The sequence below is a fragment of the Polynucleobacter sp. MWH-Loch1C5 genome (assembly GCF_018881775.1).
Classification (GTDB): Bacteria; Pseudomonadota; Gammaproteobacteria; order Burkholderiales; family Burkholderiaceae; genus Polynucleobacter.
On record NZ_JACVPR010000001.1, the window covers coordinates 1,468,366 to 1,488,174 of the forward strand.

The window sequence follows — 19,809 nt, forward strand, 5'->3', positions numbered from 1 at the left end:
TATGATGTAGGCATCTTTTTATCTAGCTTGCATCATGCCTCAAGAATTCATCAAAATCGTCGAAGTGGGCCCACGCGATGGCTTGCAGAATGAAGCTGTACCCGTGACGACTGATACCAAAGTGGAGTTAATTCGGCGATTGGCAGCCGCAGGATTTCAACACATTGAAGCCACTGCATTTGTTTCTCCACAATGGGTGCCACAGATGGCCGATGCGAGTGCAGTCATGGCCCAGCTTGAAAGAAAAAACACCATTCAATACTCAGCGCTTGTGCCTAATTTAAAAGGATATGAAGCTGCGCTTGCTGCCAAAGTCGATGAGGTAGTCATCTTTGGCGCAGCGTCTGAGGCCTTTTCACAAAAAAATATCAATTGCAGTATTGCTGAGTCTCTTGAGCGTTTTCGTCCAGTCGCCCAAGCAGCGCAACGCGATGGTTTACGTTTGCGCGGTTCTGTATCTTGTGCTTTTGTATGTCCATATAGTGGTGAGGTGAGTACTTCAGCCTTAGTCCAGATTGCTCAAGGCTTGCAGGACTTAGGCTGTGCAGAAATTGATATCTGTGACACGATCGGAGCAGCGACAGCTAAGCAAGTCAGAGTCGCTTATGAAGCTTTGGCCAAAGTCATTCCAGTAGAAAAAATGTCAGGCCATTTTCACGACACCTATGGTCAAGCCTTGGCTAATATTTTGGCCGCACTAGACAGTGGCATTCGTATCTTTCACGCGAGCGTTGCAGGTTTAGGAGGGTGCCCTTACGCCAAAGGGGCTACTGGTAATGTCGCTACTGAGGATGTGCTCTATTTATTACAGGGTTTGGGTTATGAGACCGGCATTGATTTTGCCAAGGCCTGTGAAGCAGGGCACTTTATTGCCCAAAGTATTGGTAGACCTAATCATTCGCGAGCAGCCAACGCTTGGTTAGCCAAGTGTGCGGCATGAGAGCGCAGCCACGTTCTAAAACCGAATTATTCTGGGCATTTACCCAACTCTCTTTACAGGGGTTTGGCGGTGTCTTGCCGGTGGCCCAGCGCGAGTTGGTTGAAAAAAGAGCGTGGTTCACTCGAGCCGAGTTTTTAGAAGAGTGGGCTGTTGCCCAGGTTCTACCCGGCCCCAATATCGTCAATTTATCGATTATCTTTGGTGCTAGGTATTTTGGCTTTTGGGGTGGTCTAGCAGGTTTAGCGGGCATGCTTTTATTTCCCATGCTGGTATTGATTGTGATTGCTATGTTGTATTTGCAGTTGGGTGATCGGGCCTCAATCGAAGGGGCCTTGCGAGGGATGGGGGCTGTAGCTGCTGGCCTGATTGCCGGCACCTCGTTGAAGTTAGCTACGGCCTTGCGTCAACATCCTTTGGGTCCTTGGCTGACTTATGGCATTGCTGTTTTATGTTTTGTCTTGATTGCCTTGTTACGGGTACCGCTGTTGTACGTACTTTTATTTTTAGGCGGCAGTTCCATTTTGGCGACTTACTGGGTCGTCAAAAAATCTAATACACAAAGGCAGCATGATTAGTTTAGGGTTCAGTTTATGGTGGGATGTCTTTCTCACATTTATTGGTATGTCCTTGCTGGCGATTGGTGGGGCCATCACGGTCATACCGGATATGCATCGTCATTTGGTACTGCAGCAAGCATGGATGACTGATTCTCAATTTACTGCATCGATCGCGATTGCACAGTCGGCGCCGGGCCCGAATATTTTGGTGGTGGGTATGATGGGTTGGCACATTGGTATCAATGCCACACAGGGACTCTGGCAACAATATGCTTGGGGAACGGTGGGCTTCTGTGTAGCAATGTTAGGCGTGATGTTGCCTAGCTCGTTACTGACCTATGGCGCAGCGCGTTGGGTACAAAAACACCGCGATACCTTAAGCGTGATTTCTTTTAAGCAAGGTTTAGCCCCGATTGTGGTGAGCAGTATCTTAGCGACCAGTTGGATCATTACCGTCGCGCATGATGATTGGTCACGCGATTGGACGATTTGGTTAAGCACTGGATTGACCGTCTTATTGATTTGGAAGACCAATATCCACATTTTGTGGCTCTTAGGAGCGGGCGCCGTATTAGGGGCTTTAGGCCTGATATAGCCAAACAGTAGACGTAAAAAAACCCGGCAGCGCCGGGTTTTCTCACATCAATATCCTATTACATAGGCTGAATGTTCGATGCCTGCTTGCCTTTAGGACCTTGAGTCACTTCAAAGCTAACCTTTTGGTTTTCTTTGAGGCTCTTGAAACCTGAACCTTGGATAGCAGAAAAGTGTGCGAAGAGATCTTCACCACCGCCATCAGGAGTAATAAAACCGAAGCCTTTAGCGTCGTTGAACCATTTAACTGTACCTGTTGCCATTACTAATTTCCTTATCAAACTAATTTAAAACATACGGTGACAATCACCGCTTACTGCAGGGCTGGAAGATTTAATTGCACGAAATCTCCAATCAAATGGAAACAACGGAAGTCACCTAAAGTCCTACGAAACTGAGTATCGCACACATTTCTAAAGATTTGATGACTATTTCATCAGGGGTTTTACTAGGTATTCCCTTGATTTATCAGTCAATTTAGGCATTTTGGGGCCGTTTTTTGGATATTTGAGAGATTCTTACACGCTAAAGTTGGAGTTTCGCGCATCGATTCTGAATGCCTTATGATGTATCAAGGGCACAAAAAAGCCCGATGATGATGAATCTATAACGATAAAAAGGCAGACAATGAATCAAGCAGAAATTACAAAAATTGTGGATGAAAACATCGCAAGTCGTCGTTCGATTCGTGCGTTTTTACCCCAAGAAGTGTCTAAGGAATTGATCCTGGAGATCATGAATGTGGCTGCACGTGCGCCTTCGGGTACAAATACGCAGCCTTGGCAAGTGCATGTGCTTACCGGAGATAAGAAAAAAGCACTCTCCGAAGAGATCGTGCAAACCTTCCTCGATCCAGAAGCGGCTAAACAGCACACAGAAGAATACAACTACTATCCTGCGCAATGGGTGGAGCCCTACATTGGGCGTCGTCGTAAAGTGGGTTTTGATCTGTATGGACTGCTTGGCATTGGTAAAGAAGACAAAGCCAAAATGCAGCAACAGCATGCGCGCAACTATCAATTCTTTGATGCACCTGTCGGCATCTTCTTCACTATCGATCGTGTGATGCAGCAAGGTAGTTGGTTTGATTACGGTATGTTTGTGCAAAACGTGATGTTGGCTGCTAGAGCTCGAGGACTCGATACTTGCCCACAAGCTGCATTTACTCAATTCCATAAAATTATCGGGCGACACTTAGGTTTGGCTGAGAACCAACAATTGATATGCGGTATGTCACTCGGCTATGCTGATTTATCTAAGCCAGAAAATAAATTAGTCACTGTTCGTGAGCCTGCTGAAACCTTTACACGCTTTTTATAAACACATTTATGTCCAAAGCTTTTCAATGGGATGATCCTTTTCGCTTGAGTGAACAACTCTCAGAAGAGGAGCGCATGATTGCCCAGGCTGCACGTGATTACGCGCAGGGTCAGTTAGCCCCGCGCGTCTTGCAGTCCTTTCGTCAAGAAAAAACCGATATTGAAATCTTCCGTGAGATGGGCTCATTGGGCCTTTTAGGTGCGACAGTTGCGGAGCAATATGGTGGGGCTGGCTTAAGCTATGTGGCCTATGGTCTGATTGCGCGAGAAGTCGAGCGAGTCGACTCGGGTTATCGCTCGATGTTGAGTGTGCAATCTTCACTAGTCATGTTGCCCATTGAGACTTTTGGTACGGAGGTACAAAAGCAACGTTATTTACCCAAGCTAGCCACAGGTGAGTGGATAGGTTGTTTTGGTCTAACGGAACCTGATCATGGTTCAGATCCGGCCGGTATGGTCACTCGTGCGAAGGCAGTCTCTGGTGGTTATGAAATCACGGGTAGCAAAATGTGGATTACCAATAGTCCGATTGCAGATGTCTTTGTGGTGTGGGCTAAATTGAAAGATGACAGCAGCGGTCGCGATGAGATTCGTGGCTTCATTTTAGAAAAGGGTATGCCTGGTTTATCAGCGCCCGCGGTGCACGGTAAAGTGGGTTTGCGCACTTCGATTACTGGTGAGATTGTGATGGATCGCGTGTGTGTCACTGAAGATGCCATCTTGCCTAATGTCAAAGGTCTGAAGGGGCCTTTTACTTGCTTAAACAGTGCGCGCTACGGTATTGCTTGGGGAGCGTTAGGCGCTGCCGAAGATTGTTGGCATCGCGCGCGCAATTATGTGTTGGAGCGTCAGCAGTTTGGTCAACCCTTAGCGGCTAATCAGTTAATTCAAGTCAAACTGGCAGATATGCAAACTGAAATTAGTATTGGTTTGCAAGCTTGTTTACGTTTGGGGCGTATGAAAGATGAGGGCAGTGATGCTGTTGAAATCACCTCCATCCTCAAACGTAACTCCTGTGGCAAGGCTTTGCACATTGCGCGCTTGGCACGCGATATGTTGGGGGGTAATGGCATTGCCGATGAGTACGGCGTGATTCGCCATCTGGTTAACTTAGAGGTCGTCAATACCTATGAAGGCACGCATGATATTCATGCCTTGATACTTGGACGCGCCCAAACTGGCATACAAGCCTTCTTCTAAGATGTTTTTACGTAAGCTTTTTTTATTGCTATGTTTCTTGACTGCATCACACCCAGCCATTGCTTTGGAGGTGGGTGATGAACTGAAGCTCCCCGAGTTAAAAACAATTCAGGGAAAGGTTTTTACCCAAGCTGACTACAGCAAGCGATTTACGATCGTACAGATCTGGGCGACCACTTGCCCATTTTGTCGTTTTCAAAATAAAAACTTAGACGAGTTACTCAAAAAAATAGAGCCCAAGCAGGTGAATCTGATTTTGTTATCGGTCGATAAAAATACTAAAGTGGTTGAAGACTATTTAGAAAAGAATCAATATCGTTTTGATGTCGTGATGATGACCCCAGATTTGGCCAAGCGCTTTGGTAAACGCCGTTGGATTCCAGAGCTTTATGTCATCGATCCCAAAGGCAAGATCATTCAAAAGGACATGGGGCAGATGATCGATCTAGACGTTTATGACCTGGCGCGTTTTGCTCGTTAAGCGAGAGTTGAAAAATTTGAAATTGTAATGATGTGCATTACAATTAATGGATGATTCAATCTTTCAGGCATAAAGGTTTAAGAGATTTTTTATGAAGGGTACATATCAGGGAATACCGGCTCAGTGTGCCCCAAAAATTGAGCGCATCTTGGACTTATTGGATTCTGCTGTAGAACCCACTTGTCTTAATATTGTGGGCTATAAGTTTCACGGCTTGAAAGGGTCTCGCAAAGGTACTTATGCTTTGTGGGTCACTGGAAATTGGAGAGTCACTTTTCGATTTGATGGTGAAAATGCTATTGATGTAGATCTAGAGGACTATCACTAATGACGAAAGCTAAAAAAAGTCTGCGACACCCTAATCGAAGACCCACTCATCCAGGAGCTATATTGAGAGAAGATGTGCTGCCACAATTAGGCATTACTCAAACTGCCTTTGCTCTTCATTTGGGGGTGAGTCGCTTGACGGTTTCGGAGATCCTACTTGAAAAAAGAGGGGTTAGCGCAGAAATGGCGATTCGCTTGTCTAAAGTGATCGGCGGCTCCCCTCTGACATGGCTGCGCATGCAGGAGGCGGTTGATCTGTGGGAAGCCGAGCAAAAGCTAAAAACTCAAATTAAAAATAAGCTCACGCCGATTAAATTGCTTGCGGCCTAAAGGCCTGAAATAACCTCAAGTTAAAAGTCATAAGCATATGCCAAATTCTTCTAAGAAAAACCCCACGGCGACGCACCCAACTCCTAGGCAGCATAAGACTTTTCAGGTCTAATACAGTTAGCAAAAGAACCTAATTTTAGGGTTAAACCCGTAGGGTTTTTTGGTTCACTAGCTTTTATGATGGAGAAGTTCTTAGGGAGGAGTTTATGACGAAACATTTCAAGTCGATCAAGCCTGTGATTGCAGGTTTTGCAGTGAGTGTGTTGGCACTGTCTGCCACAGCACAAGCGCAAACTTTACAAGTCAAGCAATGGGTGGCTTCCTGTGCTGCTTGCCACGGTACAGATGGTTATTCAGAAGGTGGTATGGCGAGTCTTGCCGGACAAAAAAAGTCAGACCTCATTGAAAAGATGAATGATTACAAATCAGGTAAGCGTGTGGCGACCATCATGCATCAATTGGCCAAGGGTTATACCGACGAGCAAATCGAGCAAATTGCTGCTTACTACGCCGCTTTGCCTCATCAGAAACCTGCTGCAAAGCCAGCTAAATAATAAAAAAGGAGTTCATGATGCAAAGACGACAATTTATACAAATCGCCGGTGCTAGTGCGATTGCTACGACTTTAGCGGGCTGTGCCTCTACCAAGATCGATGCCAAAGGAGCTAAGGTTGTTGTAGTGGGTGGTGGTTATGGCGGTGCTACGGCTGCAAAATATGTGCGAAAGTTCTCCAATTACACAGCGGATGTGACGCTGATTGAGCCGAATCAAAACTTTATTTCTTGCCCGCTCTCTAATTTAGTTTTGGGCGGCAGCCGCAAGATTGAAGATCTCACAGTCAGTTATGAGGGCCTGCGTAAAAATCACGGTGTTAACCTCGTACGTGACTCTGTAGTCTCAGTGGACGTTGCTAAGCGCCAAGTTCGTTTAGCAGGCGGTGCCTCATTGTTTTACGATCGCTTGATCGTTTCCCCGGGTATTGATTTGGTGTATGACAAATTACCGGGCATGTTAAAGCCGGGTGCTCAAGACGAAGTCTTGCATGCTTGGAAAGCAGGCCCACAGACCGTCGCTCTCAGAAAACAGCTCGAGAGCATGAAAAACGGTGGTGTTTTTGCTATTTCAATCCCATTGGCTCCATACCGTTGCCCTCCTGGACCTTATGAGCGTGCTTGCCAAGTGGCTGAGTACATTCAGCAAAATAAGCCGAAGAGCAAAGTGCTTATCTTGGATGCCAATGATGATGTGACCTCTAAGCCGGGTCTCTTCAAACTTGCATGGTCACGCCGTTATCAAGGTTTGGTTGAGTATCGTCCTAAGCACAACTTGGTGGATGTGGATGTCAAGACGAAGACTTTGAAGTTTGAGTTCAACGACGACATCAAAGCCGATGTATTGAACGTTTTGCCGATGATGCGTGCGGGTTCGATTGCTGTCAAAACCGGTTTGGCCAATATGAACAATCGTTGGTGTGAGGTTGACTTCCTGACTTTTGAGTCCAAAGTTGCCCCGAATGTGCATGTCTTGGGTGATGCGATTCAGATTGCCCCAGGTATGCCGAAGTCTGGCCATATGGCTAACCAGCACGGTAAGACTTGTGCGGCTGCCGTAGTTGCTATCTTGAGTGGTGCTGAAGTCAGCCAAATGCCGGTGTATAACAACACTTGCTATAGCTTCGTTTCAGCGACTGAAGTGGTACACGTGGCTAGCGTTCACCGTTACGATGCTGAAAAGCGCACCATGGTGACTGTACCTGGATCGGGTGGTGTCTCAACAGCCGCTAATCCATTAGAAGGTGAGTACGCGAATGCATGGGCACGTAATATCTGGGCCGATATGTTGACCTAAGATATGCTGTGAACCGATGTATAAAAAAGACCCTGCGGGGTCTTTTTTATTGATCGTCATGTTTACTTTTTAGTTTTTTGCAAATACTGCGCGTCTAGCTCACGCAAAAAAGCCATTTTCTCGGCGATTTTGCCTTCCAGACCCCGTTCGGTCGGCTGGTACCAACGCGGTTCAGTCATATTCTCTGGCAGATATTGTTCCCCTGCAGCGTAGGCATGCGCTTCGTCGTGCGCATAGCGGTAGGTACGCCCATGACCGAGTTCTGACATGAGTTTTGTCGGGGCATTACGTAAATGCAGAGGTACTTCAGCGCTACCATGATTTTTTACATAGGCCATCGCTTGATTGAAAGCTTGATAAGCGGCATTACTCTTAGGGGCAATTGCTAGATAGATGGCTGCCTCTCCGAGAGCTAATTCTCCTTCGGGGCTTCCTAATCGTTCATAGGTCAGGGCGGCATCGTTGGCAATTTGTAGAGCGCGCGGATCGGCTAAGCCAATATCTTCCCATGCCATACGAATCAGGCGCCGGGCCAGATATTTAGGATCAACGCCGCCATCGAGCATGCGGCATAGCCAATATAAAGCGGCATCAGGATTGGAGCCGCGCACGGATTTATGCAGAGCGGAGATTTGATCGTAGAACTGGTCTCCACCTTTATCAAAGCGCCGTGAGCTCGCGCCCATCACGCTCTGTAGCCAAGGGACTTCAATAGTTTTAATTTGAGCTTGAGTCGCTGCGCTGAAAACTTGTTCGCAGACATTGAGTAGGCGTCGGCCGTCGCCATCTGCGCTCGCGATTAAAAACGTCTGCGCCTCGGGTGTAAGAGGTGGACTCTCTGGCATTGCGGCGCGGGCGCGTTCTAGCAATAGTCTTAATTCATCATCGCTGAGGGCTTGCAAAACATAGACTTGTGCCCGAGAGAGCAGTGCTGAGTTCACTTCAAACGATGGGTTTTCTGTAGTTGCGCCAATGAAGGTCACTAAACCGGATTCGACAAAGGGCAATAGCGCATCTTGTTGAGATTTATTAAAACGATGAATTTCATCAATAAAGAGGATGCTAGGTCGCCCCTGTTGTGCAATCACCGCTTGCGCTTCTTCAATAGCGGCACGTATTTCTTTAACACCTGCTAGCACGGCAGATAGGGCAATAAAGTGGGCTCCAAAAGCATCGGCACACAGACGCGCCAAAGTCGTTTTACCCACGCCCGGTGGACCCCAGAAAATCATCGAATGAGCCTGGGCCGATGCAAAAGCCAGGCCGAGCGCTTGCTCAGGACCTAATAAATGGCTTTGTCCAACGACTTCACTGATGTGTTGGGGACGTAGACGCTCTGCTAAGGGGATATGAGGCGGTGTTTGCGGAAAAAGACTCATAACGCAATTTAAACACAGGCAGTCATGGCGAAGTCAATTTAGCTGATTACAATAGCTAGTCTTCGTAAAGTTAGGTTAAGTATGTCAAATCTACAAGAAAAAACAGGCTTAGAAAAAATGAAACCATTGCCGCGTTGGATTTTTATGAGTCGTTGGTTACAGGCGCCTTTATATATTGGCCTGATCGTGGCCCAAGCCGTCTATGTGTACCAGTTCTGGAATGAGTTGGTGCATTTGATTGGCATGATTTCCACGAAAGGTGGTGTCACTGAAACAGAAATCATGCTGATTGTCCTGGGCTTGATTGACGTCGTGATGATTTCTAATTTGTTAGTGATGGTGATTGTGGGCGGTTGGGAAACCTTTGTCTCGCGCATGGAGTTAGAGCATCACCCTGATCAACCGGAGTGGCTCTCGCATGTTAATGCGGGTGTGCTCAAGGTCAAGTTAGCCACTGCGATTATCGGAATCTCATCAATCCATTTGCTCAAGACCTTTATCAATGCCGATAGTATCGACGATAAAACGCTGCTCTGGCAGACCGTGATTCATATCACTTTTGTGGTTTCTGCCTTGGCGATTGCCTACACAGAAAAGCTTTTACATCGCGAGCATCATTAAATATAGAAGGCTTTAGGACTCTTAGAGCGAAAAAACATACAGCACAAAAAGAAAAAGTAATTATCAAGGGGCACATCAGTGCCCCTTATTGTTTGAGCCCTAAAAAGAGTAAGAACAGACTCTTAATGATCTACTCAGAACTGGCGCAAACTCAAACCTGCCCAGATCAGCGAGGCTGAGGCAATCACCGTCAGAATCGTGCGCATTTTCAAAAAGTCTTGTAGGTAAGCCGCATCGCTAATTAAGTGACGATATTGGCTACGATCAACGGCGAGCGCTAATAAGAGTGTGGCAGCTACACCAAAGTAGCCTAAAGAAAATGGCATATGTAAGCAGGCCCAGGCGAGGAGGGCCGGCACAATACCCCATAGCCAAGCACCACGATCACGCCAAAAGTTGTGGCTGAGCTGATTGGATTGTGGACCTAGGACCAGGCCCCAATGAATCGCCCCTACAAAAGAGGCAATGGTCGCGCCATAAATAAATAATGAGTTGGCTGCCCAGAAGTCAATCGGTGGCTCGCCAAATTGCACCAAGGCACTGAGTGCAATAAAAGGGATTAATCCTGCGTATCCTAGAAATTTTGTAATGGGCGCTAACATGGGGTCAGAGTGTAATGGGCTTATGAATAAGTGTAAACGCCTCGACCGGTTTTGCGCCCTAGATATCCGGCTGCAACCAACTCGCGTAATAATGGGCAGGGGCGATATTTGGAATCATTGAAGTTGGCCATATAGACTTCCATCACGGCTAAACAAGTATCCAGACCAATCATATCGGCTAAAGCTAGAGGGCCAATGGGATGATTGCAACCCAGTTTCATGCCGGCATCGATATCTTCGGGGTTGGCGACACCTTCGGCCAGGACAAAGAAAGCCTCATTGATCATCGGGATTAGGATGCGGTTGACCACAAAGCCTGGGGCATTTTTTACAGTAATCGGCTCTTTACCTAGAGCGCGAGCCATGTTTTGCACGGCGGCATGGGTCGCATCTGAAGTCTGCAGACCGCGAATAATCTCAACCAAGGCCATGAGTGGCACTGGATTAAAGAAATGCATGCCGATAAAGCGTTCAGGGTATTTGATTTGTGCTGCTAATTCTGTGATCGAGATTGATGAAGTGTTGCTGGCAATGATGACATCAGGGCTCACAACCTCCTGTAGTTGCTGCAAAATTTTGACCTTCAAGTCTTTATTTTCAGTCGCTGCCTCAATCACGATTTGGCAATGGGCAAAATCCACATAATTCGTGCTGCCTTGAATCTTGGCTAAAGCAGCGCTTTTATCGGAAGCGCTGATTTTATCTTTCTTGATCAGGCGCTCGAGGCTATCACTGATTGTTTTGATGCCGCGCTCAAGCGCTGTTTGATGAATGTCAACCATGACCACCTCAAGCCCAGCCACTGCGCAAGCCTGTGCAATACCATTGCCCATCGTGCCCGCGCCAATCACACCCACTCGCTTTATGCTCATCTTGATCTAACCTAATTAATAAAAGAATAGCCACAGTTTAAGGCCCCGAGGGTTTCACGAAACTGAATCGGCTCGGTAATTTTCAATTCTGGTTGAGCCTTCATGGATAATGGGGGCATGAAGAACGCAGGATTCATTCTTAAGATTGTGTGCCCGGATCAACCGGGCATTGTTTATGCGGTCAGCCAATTCTTATTTCAGAAGGGCGCCAATATCATCGACTCCGCCCAATTCAGTGACCGTTTTACAGGCCGTTTTTTTATGCGTGTACATTTTGAGGCAGCTCAAGCAAAACTGGACCTGCAGAACTTAGAGCGAGACTTTCAGAGTATTGCCCAAGAAAAAGCCATGCAAGCAGAGTTTTTTAGTGATGCAGTCAAGCCGCGCGTTTTGATTATGGTCTCTAAGTTAGGGCATTGTTTAAACGATCTCTTGTTTCGCGCCCAAAGCCAACAATTACCCATAGATATCGCAGCGGTTGTTTCCAATCATGAAGACTTCAAGCCTTTGGTAGAGAGTTATCAAATTCCTTTTTACTGTTTACCCTTGAGTGATCAATCCGATCCCCGTAAAAGTGAGCAAGAAGCATTTTTACTGAATTTGATAGAAGAGCAAGCGATTGATTTAGTCGTACTGGCGCGCTATATGCAAATTCTGTCCAATGATTTGTGTGAGCGATTATCAGGTCGCGTCATTAATATTCATCATTCCTTCTTGCCTAGTTTCAAAGGCGCGCGTCCGTATCTACAAGCACACCAACGCGGGGTGAAGTTAATCGGTGCGACTGCCCATTACGTTACTGCTGATTTGGATGAGGGCCCCATTATTGAGCAGGGGGTGGCACGCGTGGATCACACGATGGATCCCGAACAATTGGCGGCCATTGGTCGTGACGTGGAGTGTATGGCATTAGCAAAAGCGGTGCGTTGGCATGCTGAGCATCGGATTTTGCTCAATGGTCAAAGTACTGTGGTCTTTCAATAAGAGACATCATTTATGGAATTCAATCTGATTGATTTGTTTTTACACCTCGATAAACACCTCGCAGCAGTGGTACAAGCTTGGGGTCCTTGGGTGTATGCACTGTTGTTTGCCATCATTTTTGTAGAGACCGGGTTGGTGGTCATGCCATTTTTACCTGGGGACTCCTTGCTCTTTGTAGCGGGTGCGATCGCTGCAGTAGGCGGCATGAGTTTGCCTTTACTGATTATCTTGCTGATTATTGCGGCGATTTTGGGTGATGCCGTCAACTACTCGGTCGGCCGTTGGTTTGGACCGCGCGTATTTGCATGGGAAAACTCACGTTTTTTTAATCGAGATGCCTTTGATAAGACTCATGCCTTTTATGAAAAACATGGTCCGATCACGATTGTGATTGGGCGCTTTTTGCCCTTCATTCGGACTTTTGCGCCTTTTGTCGCAGGCGTGGCGCATATGTCTTACCCTAAATTTGCCACTTATAACGTTCTCGGTGGCGTCATCTGGGTGGGTAGCTTGACCACCCTGGGCTACCTCTTAGGTGAGCACCCTTGGGTCAAGCAAAACTTCTCTATCGTTGCTTTAGCGATGATCATCATTCCTGGCTTGCCGGCAGTTTGGGTTTTTATAAAAACTCTTCTCGAAAAACGTCAAGCCAAGTAGATGTGCTACTTACGCTGTTGGTATTGAGTCTTACCGTAGAGATTTTCACGCGCCTTATCGTCTAAGAGGGGCTTACGTAAATTGGTCAGTACCTCAACCCCGCGCATCACCGCCGGTCTTGCAGCAATTTCTTCATGCCAACGTAGAACGTGCGGAAACTCTTCGAGTGTTAGACCTTGGTTTTTCCAGGAGCGGGTCCAAGGAAAGATTGCAATATCCGCAATGGTGTACTGCTTGCCAGCAATATAGGCAGTTTTAGACAATTGTTTGTCGATCACACCATACAGACGTCGCGTTTCATTGGTATAACGATCAATCGCATATTGAATTTTTTCAGGCGCATAAATGCGGAAGTGGTGTGTTTGTCCGAGCATCGGACCAAAGCCACCCATTTGGAACATCAGCCATTGCAAGACATTGAATTTATCTCGGTCTGAGCGTGGCATGAATAAACCGGTTTTACTCGCGAGATAAACTAAGATGGCGCCGGACTCAAACACGGAAATTGGTTTGCCATCGGGGCCCTGAGGGTCGACCAAGGCGGGGATTTTATTATTGGGGCTGATCTTCAAAAAGTCAGGCTTAAATTGATCGCCCGCGCCAATATCAATCGGGTGCGCGAGCCAATCTTGACCTAGGCGATAGCCACATTCCTCCATCATGATGTGTACTTTGTGGCCATTAGGCGTAGCCCAGCTATAAACATCGATCATCTTTTTCATGAGGTCTCCTGATTTATTGTAAGACTTGTAAGCGTTCTAGTGCCGCTTGCAAAGTAGTGTTTTGTTTAGCATAGCAAAAACGCACAATACCTGATTCGGTTTTGTCTTCATAAAAAGCGCTCACTGGAATAGCTGCGACACCGACTGTTTGTGTGAGCCAACGACAAAAGTCTGATTCTGTGAGTTCAGCTTGGGCTATTTGCAGCTGGCGATAGTTCACACACTGAAAGTAGGTGCCTGGTGCGGGTAATAGTTTTAAGCCGGTACTGGCAAGCCCTTGACGAAACAAATCGCGTTTGGCTTGATAAAAATCAGCGAGTTCCAAATAAGGGCCGGGGTCTTGCATATAGGCGTAGATGGCATGCTGCGTGGGGGTGTGTACGGTAAAGACATTGAACTGATGAACTTTGCGAAACTCTAGCGAGAGTTCATGAGGCGCAGCCACGAAGCCAATTTTCCAGCCTGTGACATGATAGGTTTTACCAAAACTAGAAATTAAAAAACTTCTTTGAGCCAGTTCTGGGTGGCAAGCTACGCTATGGTGGTGTTGACCATCGTAAACCATATGCTCATACACTTCATCACTACAGATGAGGATCGATGTGTTGCGTACTAGACTCGCTAAGCGCTCTAAATCTGCACGAGTCCAAACCATACCCGTGGGATTATGGGGCGAATTAATCATGATCATTCGGGTGGCAGGACTGATCGCAGCCTGCAGTGCTGCCCACGGTAACTCATAAGATTGGCTAAGACCATCAGGGCCTTGACGCAGCTCCATCGCCACTCGAATAGCTGTGCCGCCCACCGCTTCAATCGCTGGGATATACGAGTCATAGACAGGCTCAATCACAATCACTTCATCGCCTGGTCGCACACAGGCAGCCACGACTGTGAATAGGCCTTGTGTGCCGCCTGCAGTCACCGTGATTTCTGTATCGGGCTCATAGCTATGACCATAGAGCTGCGCTAGTTTTTCGCTAATGGCTACGCGCAAAGGCAGAATGCCTGCCATGGGCGGATATTGATTGTGGCCAGCTAAAGACGCTTGATAGAGGGCATCGGTCAAACGCCGATCGCAGGGAAAATCTGGAAAGCCTTGACCTAAATTAATCGCTTGATGTTTTTGTGCCAAAGCAGACATCACGGTAAAGATGGTAGTGCCGACTTTAGGTAATTTGGTCGAAAGCATAGTTCGTTTTGACCGGTTATGATGGTGATTATTTACTGAACACATATTCTGCCATGTTGATCGTACTTTCGCCCGCTAAAAGCCTCGACTATGACACGCCTGCAGTGACGCAGGCGCATACCCTGCCTGATTTTGTCAAAGAAGCTGCGCAATTGATTGCTATCTTAAAGAAAATGTCTTTGCAAGAAATTGCGGAGTTGATGGATCTCTCAGATAAATTGGCGGCCCTCAATGTGGCGCGTTACGGTGATTGGTCTAAAACCTTTACCGATAAAAATAGTAAGCAAGCATTACTGGCCTTTAATGGGGATGTCTACGAAGGCCTGAATGCCAATACTCTGACTAAAAAGCAGTTGGATTACGCACAAGAGCATGTGCGGATTTTGTCAGGACTCTATGGGGTCTTAAGACCTTTAGATTGGATGCAGGCCTACCGCCTAGAAATGGGAACGGCTCTTAAAAACACCGCTGGCAAGGATCTCTATGCATTTTGGGGGAAGAAGTTGGCTCAACATCTCAAGGCCAGCCTAGACAGTCATCGATCTAAATATCTCATTAATTTGGCTTCTGATGAGTATTTCAAAGCGGTCGATGTCGCGGCACTAGAGCATCCCGTGATAGCCCCAGTGTTTCAGGACGAAAAAGCAGGTAAGTACAAGATTATTTCCTTTTATGCCAAGCGTGCGCGTGGTTTGATGACGCGTTTTATCATCGACGAAAAAATTGATAAACCCGAGGGTTTGCTTGACTTCAATTACGAAGGTTATCGCTATGCACCTAAAGAAAGTAAACCCCATCAGCCAGTATTTAGACGTCCAGAAGCGGCAGCACGATGATCTTACGCTACGCTTTAGCATGTCTGATTTTGATCAGTTCGCATGTAATGGCGATTGAAGAACCACGCTACGAGCTAGTACTTGCTCAAGAGGATTTTCAATTACGCCGCTATAGTCCGATGCTGATTGCGCAAGTGACTGTCAGTGGTGATTTGAGTACCGCCTCTAATCGTGGTTTTCGACAAGTGGCTGACTTCATCTTTGGGGCTAATGAAGACCCTATTAAAAAAGAAGCACAAAAAATTGCCATGACTGCTCCGGTAGTCATCGAAGATGTCTCGAGCAAGATTGCCATGACAGCGCCTGTGATTGTACAAACTGAGTCCGGCCCCGGGCAGAGCTCGAAGGAGGCCCTCTGGAAGCTGGCTTTTGTGATGCCCAGACAGTTCACGCTAGAAAACTTACCGCGCCCTAAAAATCCAAATATCGAGATTCAGAAGCTCGCTGAGCGTGAAGTGGCTGTTGTGACCTTTTCAGGTTGGGTCAGTGAAGCTGATTATCAAAAGCAGACAGAACGTCTTCGGACTTGGATACAGCAACAAGGTTGGCGCACTGCGGGTGAGCCACAGCTATCACGCTATAACCCACCTTGGACATTGCCTTTTTGGCGTCGTAATGAGGTGTGGTTACCGATTACACGTCAATGAAATAGAGGTTCTTGGGCGGGTAGGTCTTCGGGCATTTCTGCATGGACAATCTCGCCACTACGGTCGGCAAACATCGGCACACCACAGTCTTCGCACATCTCAGGCGCAAACAGCGTGCTGTGGCGGAAATGATCTTCGATGCCCGCCGCCTTCAGGGTGTCGTAAATTTCACGTATGGGACTATCTTCGATAGAAACGTCGCTTAAGGCATCGTTACTCACCATTTCACGATCATAGAGGGGCCAGACTACGCCATACAGAATTTCTTTTTGACCCTTCAGGCCAAAGCCAATGCGATATTCATCGCATTCTTCTTCACCAAACCCTGCCACAATCACAGTCAATTGTTTGCGAGAAACATTGAGCACAGACTCTAAATAATTGATGGCAGCGACAATGCTTAAGGGGCGTACTTTACGATCGGATTCGCGACAGTTCGTGAAATAAGCTTCGGGTAAGGCTAATTCAAATTCGCAACCCGGTAAGAAGGCAGCAATCGTCTCTGCAATACCGCTTTGCCATTGAGTGAGTGCCACACTGCGTTCTTGACGGCGTGGACCATCTTCTTGCCAACGAAATAATGCTTGACCTGCGGGCGAGGCGACCACGCCCACCACATAGCGCGGGTCTGCCAAAACAGGAATGGTCTCTGGCATATTACGTAATTCCATTTTGATTTCACCGCCACCAATGGCCGCTGCTGCCAATTGTTCGAGTAACTGACGTGTTTGACAGTGGGAGTGTGGCATCTGATCAATACTATAGAGCCATGGGATCAGCGCAATACGACTGCCGTCAGCAATAATCGCCTCATGCAGGAGATTGCCCATGGCGGTGATGGAGTTTGCAGATAATTTGCCAGATGGGATGTTGTAGCGCGTATGCGCCACTATTGGGATGGCTAAGAGTAGGGCGTCCCAAGTTTGCCCATTGAACTCCAGAGTCATGGACTCTGCGAGCGTTTCTGCATTTTCAGCGAGAGCATCATAGGCAATCGGATTAATTTTGAGCGTTTGCTCCAGCGCACTATCAATCGCATTTTGATTTTGGGCGTGTAAGAGTTTGATGAGACGCTCGAGTATGCGAGCTTCCCAGTAGATATCTTCGACGCGACTTCCTGAGGCGGCAAGCGATAGGGCATCAGCAATTAAGCGTTCAGCTTCAGGAGAGATGCGTGGGGGATTTTTCGCACGAAATTTAGGCATAGAGACATTCTAAGCAAAACGCCCGATATCACAAGACATCAGGCGTTTATTTTTAAGCCTAGTTTTCCCTAGGCGAGTGCGAAATGAAAATTACTTCGCTGGTGCAGCTTTTGGAGCTTCAGGAGCTTTATTACCGTCTTTGTGCTCTTTGGCTTCTTGAATATGCTGAGCTTCAGCACCATGCTTTTCGCCACCCATATCGATATCGCCATCGCTCTTAAAGAGTAAATAGCCTGCGGCACCAATCAAAATTGCGACTGTAATAAAAATTGCTTTATTGCTCATATTAATTCCCTAAAAATAGATCAGTTAAGTGATTTTGTATTTTTATTCTTATAGCGATAATGTAACGCTTAAATTGCGCGAAACCTTGCGCTAAGCTGACTAGAAGAGTTTTTTCGCAGCTTCAGGAAGTTTTAAACCCGCTGCTGATGCTTTTTGTAAGACTGTCCAGTAGTAACGATAGCTTGCACGGTCATGCAAGACGCCATTCATTTGTATGGGTCCCCAATCGGCAGTCATGGCTGCATGAATAATTGCCCAAGCTGTTTCGATTTCATCATTGCTCGGTGTGAGTGCTGCAACAATAATAGGAATCTGATTCGGATGAATACTCCATTTACGGGTATAGCCAAACTCATTTTTAGCGCGCAAACAATCACTACGAATAATGGCTTCATCTTTAAAGTTCGTGCACACATTGTGCGCAGGAACTTTGCCAAAGGCGTGACAGGCGGCAGAAATTTCGAGCATCGCACGTGCGATGAGTGGGTGGTCAAATTGACCGCGGTCCATCGCGTCACTCGGGATAGCGCCGTGATGGGCAGAGACAAAATCCATCAGTCCAAAGCTCAATGATTCGACTTGGGGCAGGGCAGCTAGTTCGAAGACTTCGCGCAAGGCGCTATGCGTTTCAATCAGAACCTGTACAGGAATACGCTGTGTAAGACCGGCGTGCTGACTGGCTTGATTGATCGCATCAAGCACCATTTGAGTTTGTGCAACACCGCTGACTTTCGGAATCATGATGAAAGCGACTTGTTTGCCAGCCAAGCTGAGAATGGTTTGGATATCGCTGAGCCAGCAAGGATGACTCGGATCGTGGATACGCACACCGACACGCCCATGAATATGGTCGGGGCTATGCAGGACATCGACCACCAGAGCGGCATGCTCAGATTCTTGGCCAACAGGTGCACCATCTTCACAATCGAGCGTGATATCAAACACTGGCCCTAAGTCTTTTTGCAAAGCCAAGGCTTTACGCATACGCACTTCAGTGCCTGCGTAGTGATCACAAACAGGTAAGGCCCGCAATGGGGCCTCACCTTGGAACAGCACAGTCTGTGGATGCATCAATTACAGGAGGTGTTTAACACCGTCTTGCTCTTCGAGCAATTCTTTGAGAGTGAAGTCCATGCGCTCACGTGAGAAGGCATCAATTTCAAGACCTTGAACAATCTTGTACTCGCCGTTTTCACAAGTCACTGGGTAGCCATACATCACTTCGTTTGGAATGCCGTAAGAGCCATCAGAAGGGATACCCATTGTGACCCACTTACCCTGTGTACCTAAGTGCCAGTCACGGATGTGATCAATCGCAGCATTGGCTGCTGAAGCGGCAGAAGATAAACCACGTGCTTCAATAATGGCGGCACCGCGCTTACCCACTGTAGGCAAGAAAGTGTTCTTGTTCCAGTCATCGTCATTGATCATCTGTTTAACAGATTGACCGCCGATCGTGGCAAAGCGATAGTCTGCGTACATAGTTGGGCTGTGGTTACCCCAAACGACGAGTTTTTCGATTTCTGAAACTGGCTTACCAGTTTTGGCAGCGAGTTGAGACAAAGCGCGGTTGTGATCCAAACGCAACATCGCTGTGAAATTCTTCGCTGGCAAATCGGGTGCTGATTTCATCGCGATATACGCATTCGTATTCGCTGGATTACCCACAACCAAAGTCTTCACAGTACGCTTAGCTACAGCATTCAAGGCCTTACCTTGGGCAGTAAAAATCTGAGCGTTCGCTGACAAGAGGTCTTTACGCTCCATACCAGGGCCACGTGGACGTGCGCCGACGAGAACTGCGTAGTCAATATCTTTAAAGGCGGTCATAGGGTCGCTATGAGCAGTCATGCCTGCGAGCAATGGGAAAGCGCAATCATCGATCTCCATCATCACGCCTTGCAAGGCTTTTTGAGCTTTTTCATCAGGGATTTCCAATAATTGGAGAATCACAGGTTGATCTTTGCCCAACATATCGCCGTTCGCGATGCGGAATAGGAGTGAGTAACCGATTTGACCGGCTGCGCCTGTGACGGCGACGCGCAAGGGTGCTTTTGCCATTTATATGCTCCGAGATAAATTAGAAAGTTGTAATCTTGCGCCCCTCTCCTGACGCAAATCGTACAAAGTTTAGGACTTTGGGAGTATTTCTGTCAAATACTCTTATATAAGACATAAGATATCTAGACGAAATTCCCTCCATGTGATGA

At 47.2% G+C, this 19,809-nt stretch carries 25 protein-coding genes; 15 read left to right on the forward strand and 10 right to left on the reverse strand.

What is annotated here, in order from left to right; all coding sequences use genetic code 11:
- Window positions 1–34 precede the first annotated feature (34 nt).
- From ICE94_RS07540 to ICE94_RS07550, 3 genes are read left to right on the forward strand one after another with little or no spacing between them, the layout of a single operon-like run.
- The gene (locus ICE94_RS07540; RefSeq protein ID WP_216150478.1) at window positions 35–940 is read left to right on the forward strand and encodes a hydroxymethylglutaryl-CoA lyase; all 906 of its coding nucleotides are present in this window, start codon (window positions 35–37) and stop codon (window positions 938–940) included.
- On the forward strand, window positions 937–1,515 hold the full coding sequence (locus tag ICE94_RS07545; RefSeq protein ID WP_216150480.1) for a chromate transporter: 579 nt from the start codon (window positions 937–939) through the stop codon (window positions 1,513–1,515). The genes ICE94_RS07540 and ICE94_RS07545 overlap by 4 nt, the downstream gene beginning before the upstream one ends.
- The gene (locus tag ICE94_RS07550; protein ID WP_216150482.1) at window positions 1,508–2,092 is read left to right on the forward strand and encodes a chromate transporter; all 585 of its coding nucleotides are present in this window, start codon (window positions 1,508–1,510) and stop codon (window positions 2,090–2,092) included. Before ICE94_RS07545 ends, ICE94_RS07550 begins: the two co-directional genes overlap by 8 nt.
- 58 nt (window positions 2,093–2,150) lie before the next feature.
- On the opposite strand, the gene ICE94_RS07555 is transcribed toward ICE94_RS07550, so the two are convergent.
- The gene (locus ICE94_RS07555; RefSeq protein WP_216150484.1) at window positions 2,151–2,354 is read right to left on the reverse strand and encodes a cold-shock protein; all 204 of its coding nucleotides are present in this window, start codon (window positions 2,352–2,354) and stop codon (window positions 2,151–2,153) included.
- A 364-nt stretch (window positions 2,355–2,718) separates the two neighbouring features.
- On the opposite strand from ICE94_RS07555, the gene ICE94_RS07560 reads away from it, so the two are divergent.
- From ICE94_RS07560 to ICE94_RS07590, 7 genes are all read left to right on the forward strand, one after another.
- Window positions 2,719–3,411: a nitroreductase family protein gene (locus ICE94_RS07560; protein ID WP_216150486.1), complete on the forward strand. Its 693-nt coding sequence runs from the start codon at window positions 2,719–2,721 to the stop codon at window positions 3,409–3,411.
- An 8-nt stretch (window positions 3,412–3,419) separates the two neighbouring features.
- On the forward strand, window positions 3,420–4,610 hold the full coding sequence (locus ICE94_RS07565; protein ID WP_216150488.1) for an acyl-CoA dehydrogenase: 1,191 nt from the start codon (window positions 3,420–3,422) through the stop codon (window positions 4,608–4,610).
- Window positions 4,611–4,647: 37 nt separating this feature from the next.
- Window positions 4,648–5,091 carry a TlpA disulfide reductase family protein gene (locus ICE94_RS07570; protein WP_216150490.1) on the forward strand — a complete coding sequence of 148 codons (444 nt, stop codon included), beginning with the start codon at window positions 4,648–4,650 and terminating at the stop codon, window positions 5,089–5,091.
- Window positions 5,092–5,182: 91 nt separating this feature from the next.
- The gene (locus ICE94_RS07575) at window positions 5,183–5,419 is read left to right on the forward strand and encodes a type II toxin-antitoxin system RelE/ParE family toxin (RefSeq protein ID WP_255539111.1); all 237 of its coding nucleotides are present in this window, start codon (window positions 5,183–5,185) and stop codon (window positions 5,417–5,419) included.
- Window positions 5,419–5,748: a HigA family addiction module antitoxin gene (locus tag ICE94_RS07580; protein ID WP_216150492.1), complete on the forward strand. Its 330-nt coding sequence runs from the start codon at window positions 5,419–5,421 to the stop codon at window positions 5,746–5,748. The genes ICE94_RS07575 and ICE94_RS07580 overlap by 1 nt, the downstream gene beginning before the upstream one ends.
- A 206-nt stretch (window positions 5,749–5,954) precedes the next feature.
- The gene (locus ICE94_RS07585; RefSeq protein ID WP_216150494.1) at window positions 5,955–6,302 is read left to right on the forward strand and encodes a c-type cytochrome; all 348 of its coding nucleotides are present in this window, start codon (window positions 5,955–5,957) and stop codon (window positions 6,300–6,302) included.
- Between the two features lie 17 nt (window positions 6,303–6,319).
- Window positions 6,320–7,597: an FCSD flavin-binding domain-containing protein gene (locus ICE94_RS07590; RefSeq protein ID WP_216151047.1), complete on the forward strand. Its 1,278-nt coding sequence runs from the start codon at window positions 6,320–6,322 to the stop codon at window positions 7,595–7,597.
- Between the two features lie 62 nt (window positions 7,598–7,659).
- Here the strand turns inward: ICE94_RS07590 and ICE94_RS07595 are convergent, their stop codons facing one another.
- Entirely contained in the window at window positions 7,660–8,976 is a 1,317-nt protein-coding gene (locus ICE94_RS07595; protein WP_216150496.1) for a replication-associated recombination protein A, read from the reverse strand.
- A gap of 81 nt (window positions 8,977–9,057) precedes the next feature.
- Here ICE94_RS07595 and ICE94_RS07600 point away from each other — a divergent pair, with 81 nt between their 5' ends.
- Window positions 9,058–9,597: a TIGR00645 family protein gene (locus tag ICE94_RS07600; RefSeq protein WP_216150498.1), complete on the forward strand. Its 540-nt coding sequence runs from the start codon at window positions 9,058–9,060 to the stop codon at window positions 9,595–9,597.
- Between the two features lie 134 nt (window positions 9,598–9,731).
- On the opposite strand, the gene ICE94_RS07605 is transcribed toward ICE94_RS07600, so the two are convergent.
- Together ICE94_RS07605 and ICE94_RS07610 are read right to left on the reverse strand one after the other, a co-directional pair.
- Window positions 9,732–10,199 (reverse strand): DUF3429 domain-containing protein, encoded by a 468-nt coding sequence (locus tag ICE94_RS07605; protein ID WP_216150500.1) that lies wholly within the window; start codon window positions 10,197–10,199, stop codon window positions 9,732–9,734.
- A 20-nt stretch (window positions 10,200–10,219) separates the two neighbouring features.
- On the reverse strand, window positions 10,220–11,071 hold the full coding sequence (locus ICE94_RS07610) for a 3-hydroxybutyryl-CoA dehydrogenase (protein ID WP_216150502.1): 852 nt from the start codon (window positions 11,069–11,071) through the stop codon (window positions 10,220–10,222).
- 117 nt (window positions 11,072–11,188) lie between these two features.
- Here ICE94_RS07610 and purU point away from each other — a divergent pair, with 117 nt between their 5' ends.
- Window positions 11,189–12,055, forward strand: coding sequence for a formyltetrahydrofolate deformylase (purU, locus tag ICE94_RS07615; RefSeq protein WP_216150504.1), 867 nt, complete (start codon window positions 11,189–11,191; stop codon window positions 12,053–12,055).
- 12 nt (window positions 12,056–12,067) lie between these two features.
- Window positions 12,068–12,712: a DedA family protein gene (locus ICE94_RS07620; protein WP_216150506.1), complete on the forward strand. Its 645-nt coding sequence runs from the start codon at window positions 12,068–12,070 to the stop codon at window positions 12,710–12,712.
- 5 nt (window positions 12,713–12,717) lie between these two features.
- Here ICE94_RS07620 and ICE94_RS07625 read toward each other — a convergent pair whose 3' ends face one another.
- Window positions 12,718–13,425: a glutathione binding-like protein gene (locus tag ICE94_RS07625; RefSeq protein ID WP_216151049.1), complete on the reverse strand. Its 708-nt coding sequence runs from the start codon at window positions 13,423–13,425 to the stop codon at window positions 12,718–12,720.
- 22 nt (window positions 13,426–13,447) lie between these two features.
- Complete coding sequence (locus tag ICE94_RS07630) at window positions 13,448–14,626, reverse strand: methionine aminotransferase (RefSeq protein ID WP_216150508.1); 1,179 nt, start codon at window positions 14,624–14,626, stop codon at window positions 13,448–13,450.
- 53 nt (window positions 14,627–14,679) lie between these two features.
- Here ICE94_RS07630 and yaaA point away from each other — a divergent pair, with 53 nt between their 5' ends.
- Together yaaA and ICE94_RS07640 are read left to right on the forward strand one after the other, a co-directional pair.
- Window positions 14,680–15,462: a peroxide stress protein YaaA gene (gene yaaA, locus ICE94_RS07635; protein ID WP_216150516.1), complete on the forward strand. Its 783-nt coding sequence runs from the start codon at window positions 14,680–14,682 to the stop codon at window positions 15,460–15,462.
- A complete protein-coding gene (locus tag ICE94_RS07640) occupies window positions 15,459–16,109 on the forward strand; it encodes a heme-binding protein (RefSeq protein ID WP_216150518.1) in 651 nt (216 codons plus the stop codon). Before yaaA ends, ICE94_RS07640 begins: the two co-directional genes overlap by 4 nt.
- On the opposite strand, the gene ICE94_RS07645 is transcribed toward ICE94_RS07640, so the two are convergent.
- The 4 genes from ICE94_RS07645 to ICE94_RS07660 all read right to left on the reverse strand — a co-directional run bounded on the left by ICE94_RS07645 (window position 16,103) and on the right by ICE94_RS07660 (window position 19,660).
- Window positions 16,103–17,314 (reverse strand): DUF2863 family protein, encoded by a 1,212-nt coding sequence (locus ICE94_RS07645; protein WP_216150520.1) that lies wholly within the window; start codon window positions 17,312–17,314, stop codon window positions 16,103–16,105. The genes ICE94_RS07640 and ICE94_RS07645 overlap by 7 nt on opposite strands.
- A gap of 90 nt (window positions 17,315–17,404) precedes the next feature.
- On the reverse strand, window positions 17,405–17,599 hold the full coding sequence (locus tag ICE94_RS07650; RefSeq protein ID WP_216150522.1) for a hypothetical protein: 195 nt from the start codon (window positions 17,597–17,599) through the stop codon (window positions 17,405–17,407).
- Between the two features lie 99 nt (window positions 17,600–17,698).
- Entirely contained in the window at window positions 17,699–18,670 is a 972-nt protein-coding gene (locus tag ICE94_RS07655) for a CoA ester lyase (protein WP_216150524.1), read from the reverse strand.
- A gap of 3 nt (window positions 18,671–18,673) precedes the next feature.
- Complete coding sequence (locus ICE94_RS07660) at window positions 18,674–19,660, reverse strand: malate dehydrogenase (RefSeq protein ID WP_216150526.1); 987 nt, start codon at window positions 19,658–19,660, stop codon at window positions 18,674–18,676.
- Window positions 19,661–19,809: the final 149 nt, after the last annotated feature.

What these genes read in the sequence shown, in the direction of transcription:
- ICE94_RS07540 (WP_216150478.1), top strand. Translation starts at nt 35, where the DNA reads ATGCCTCAAGAATTCATCAAAATCGTCGAAGTGGGCCCACGCGATGGC.
- ICE94_RS07545 (WP_216150480.1), top strand. Translation starts at nt 937, where the DNA reads ATGAGAGCGCAGCCACGTTCTAAAACCGAATTATTCTGGGCATTTACC.
- ICE94_RS07550 (WP_216150482.1), top strand. Translation starts at nt 1,508, where the DNA reads ATGATTAGTTTAGGGTTCAGTTTATGGTGGGATGTCTTTCTCACATTT.
- ICE94_RS07555 (WP_216150484.1), bottom strand. Translation starts at nt 2,354, where the DNA reads ATGGCAACAGGTACAGTTAAATGGTTCAACGACGCTAAAGGCTTCGGT.
- ICE94_RS07560 (WP_216150486.1), top strand. Translation starts at nt 2,719, where the DNA reads ATGAATCAAGCAGAAATTACAAAAATTGTGGATGAAAACATCGCAAGT.
- ICE94_RS07565 (WP_216150488.1), top strand. Translation starts at nt 3,420, where the DNA reads ATGTCCAAAGCTTTTCAATGGGATGATCCTTTTCGCTTGAGTGAACAA.
- ICE94_RS07575 (WP_255539111.1), top strand. Translation starts at nt 5,183, where the DNA reads ATGAAGGGTACATATCAGGGAATACCGGCTCAGTGTGCCCCAAAAATT.
- ICE94_RS07580 (WP_216150492.1), top strand. Translation starts at nt 5,419, where the DNA reads ATGACGAAAGCTAAAAAAAGTCTGCGACACCCTAATCGAAGACCCACT.
- ICE94_RS07585 (WP_216150494.1), top strand. Translation starts at nt 5,955, where the DNA reads ATGACGAAACATTTCAAGTCGATCAAGCCTGTGATTGCAGGTTTTGCA.
- ICE94_RS07590 (WP_216151047.1), top strand. Translation starts at nt 6,320, where the DNA reads ATGCAAAGACGACAATTTATACAAATCGCCGGTGCTAGTGCGATTGCT.
- ICE94_RS07595 (WP_216150496.1), bottom strand. Translation starts at nt 8,976, where the DNA reads ATGAGTCTTTTTCCGCAAACACCGCCTCATATCCCCTTAGCAGAGCGT.
- ICE94_RS07600 (WP_216150498.1), top strand. Translation starts at nt 9,058, where the DNA reads ATGTCAAATCTACAAGAAAAAACAGGCTTAGAAAAAATGAAACCATTG.
- ICE94_RS07605 (WP_216150500.1), bottom strand. Translation starts at nt 10,199, where the DNA reads ATGTTAGCGCCCATTACAAAATTTCTAGGATACGCAGGATTAATCCCT.
- ICE94_RS07610 (WP_216150502.1), bottom strand. Translation starts at nt 11,071, where the DNA reads ATGAGCATAAAGCGAGTGGGTGTGATTGGCGCGGGCACGATGGGCAAT.
- purU (WP_216150504.1), top strand. Translation starts at nt 11,189, where the DNA reads ATGAAGAACGCAGGATTCATTCTTAAGATTGTGTGCCCGGATCAACCG.
- ICE94_RS07620 (WP_216150506.1), top strand. Translation starts at nt 12,068, where the DNA reads ATGGAATTCAATCTGATTGATTTGTTTTTACACCTCGATAAACACCTC.
- ICE94_RS07625 (WP_216151049.1), bottom strand. Translation starts at nt 13,425, where the DNA reads ATGATCGATGTTTATAGCTGGGCTACGCCTAATGGCCACAAAGTACAC.
- ICE94_RS07630 (WP_216150508.1), bottom strand. Translation starts at nt 14,626, where the DNA reads ATGCTTTCGACCAAATTACCTAAAGTCGGCACTACCATCTTTACCGTG.
- yaaA (WP_216150516.1), top strand. Translation starts at nt 14,680, where the DNA reads ATGTTGATCGTACTTTCGCCCGCTAAAAGCCTCGACTATGACACGCCT.
- ICE94_RS07640 (WP_216150518.1), top strand. Translation starts at nt 15,459, where the DNA reads ATGATCTTACGCTACGCTTTAGCATGTCTGATTTTGATCAGTTCGCAT.
- ICE94_RS07645 (WP_216150520.1), bottom strand. Translation starts at nt 17,314, where the DNA reads ATGCCTAAATTTCGTGCGAAAAATCCCCCACGCATCTCTCCTGAAGCT.
- ICE94_RS07650 (WP_216150522.1), bottom strand. Translation starts at nt 17,599, where the DNA reads ATGAGCAATAAAGCAATTTTTATTACAGTCGCAATTTTGATTGGTGCC.
- ICE94_RS07655 (WP_216150524.1), bottom strand. Translation starts at nt 18,670, where the DNA reads ATGCATCCACAGACTGTGCTGTTCCAAGGTGAGGCCCCATTGCGGGCC.
- ICE94_RS07660 (WP_216150526.1), bottom strand. Translation starts at nt 19,660, where the DNA reads ATGGCAAAAGCACCCTTGCGCGTCGCCGTCACAGGCGCAGCCGGTCAA.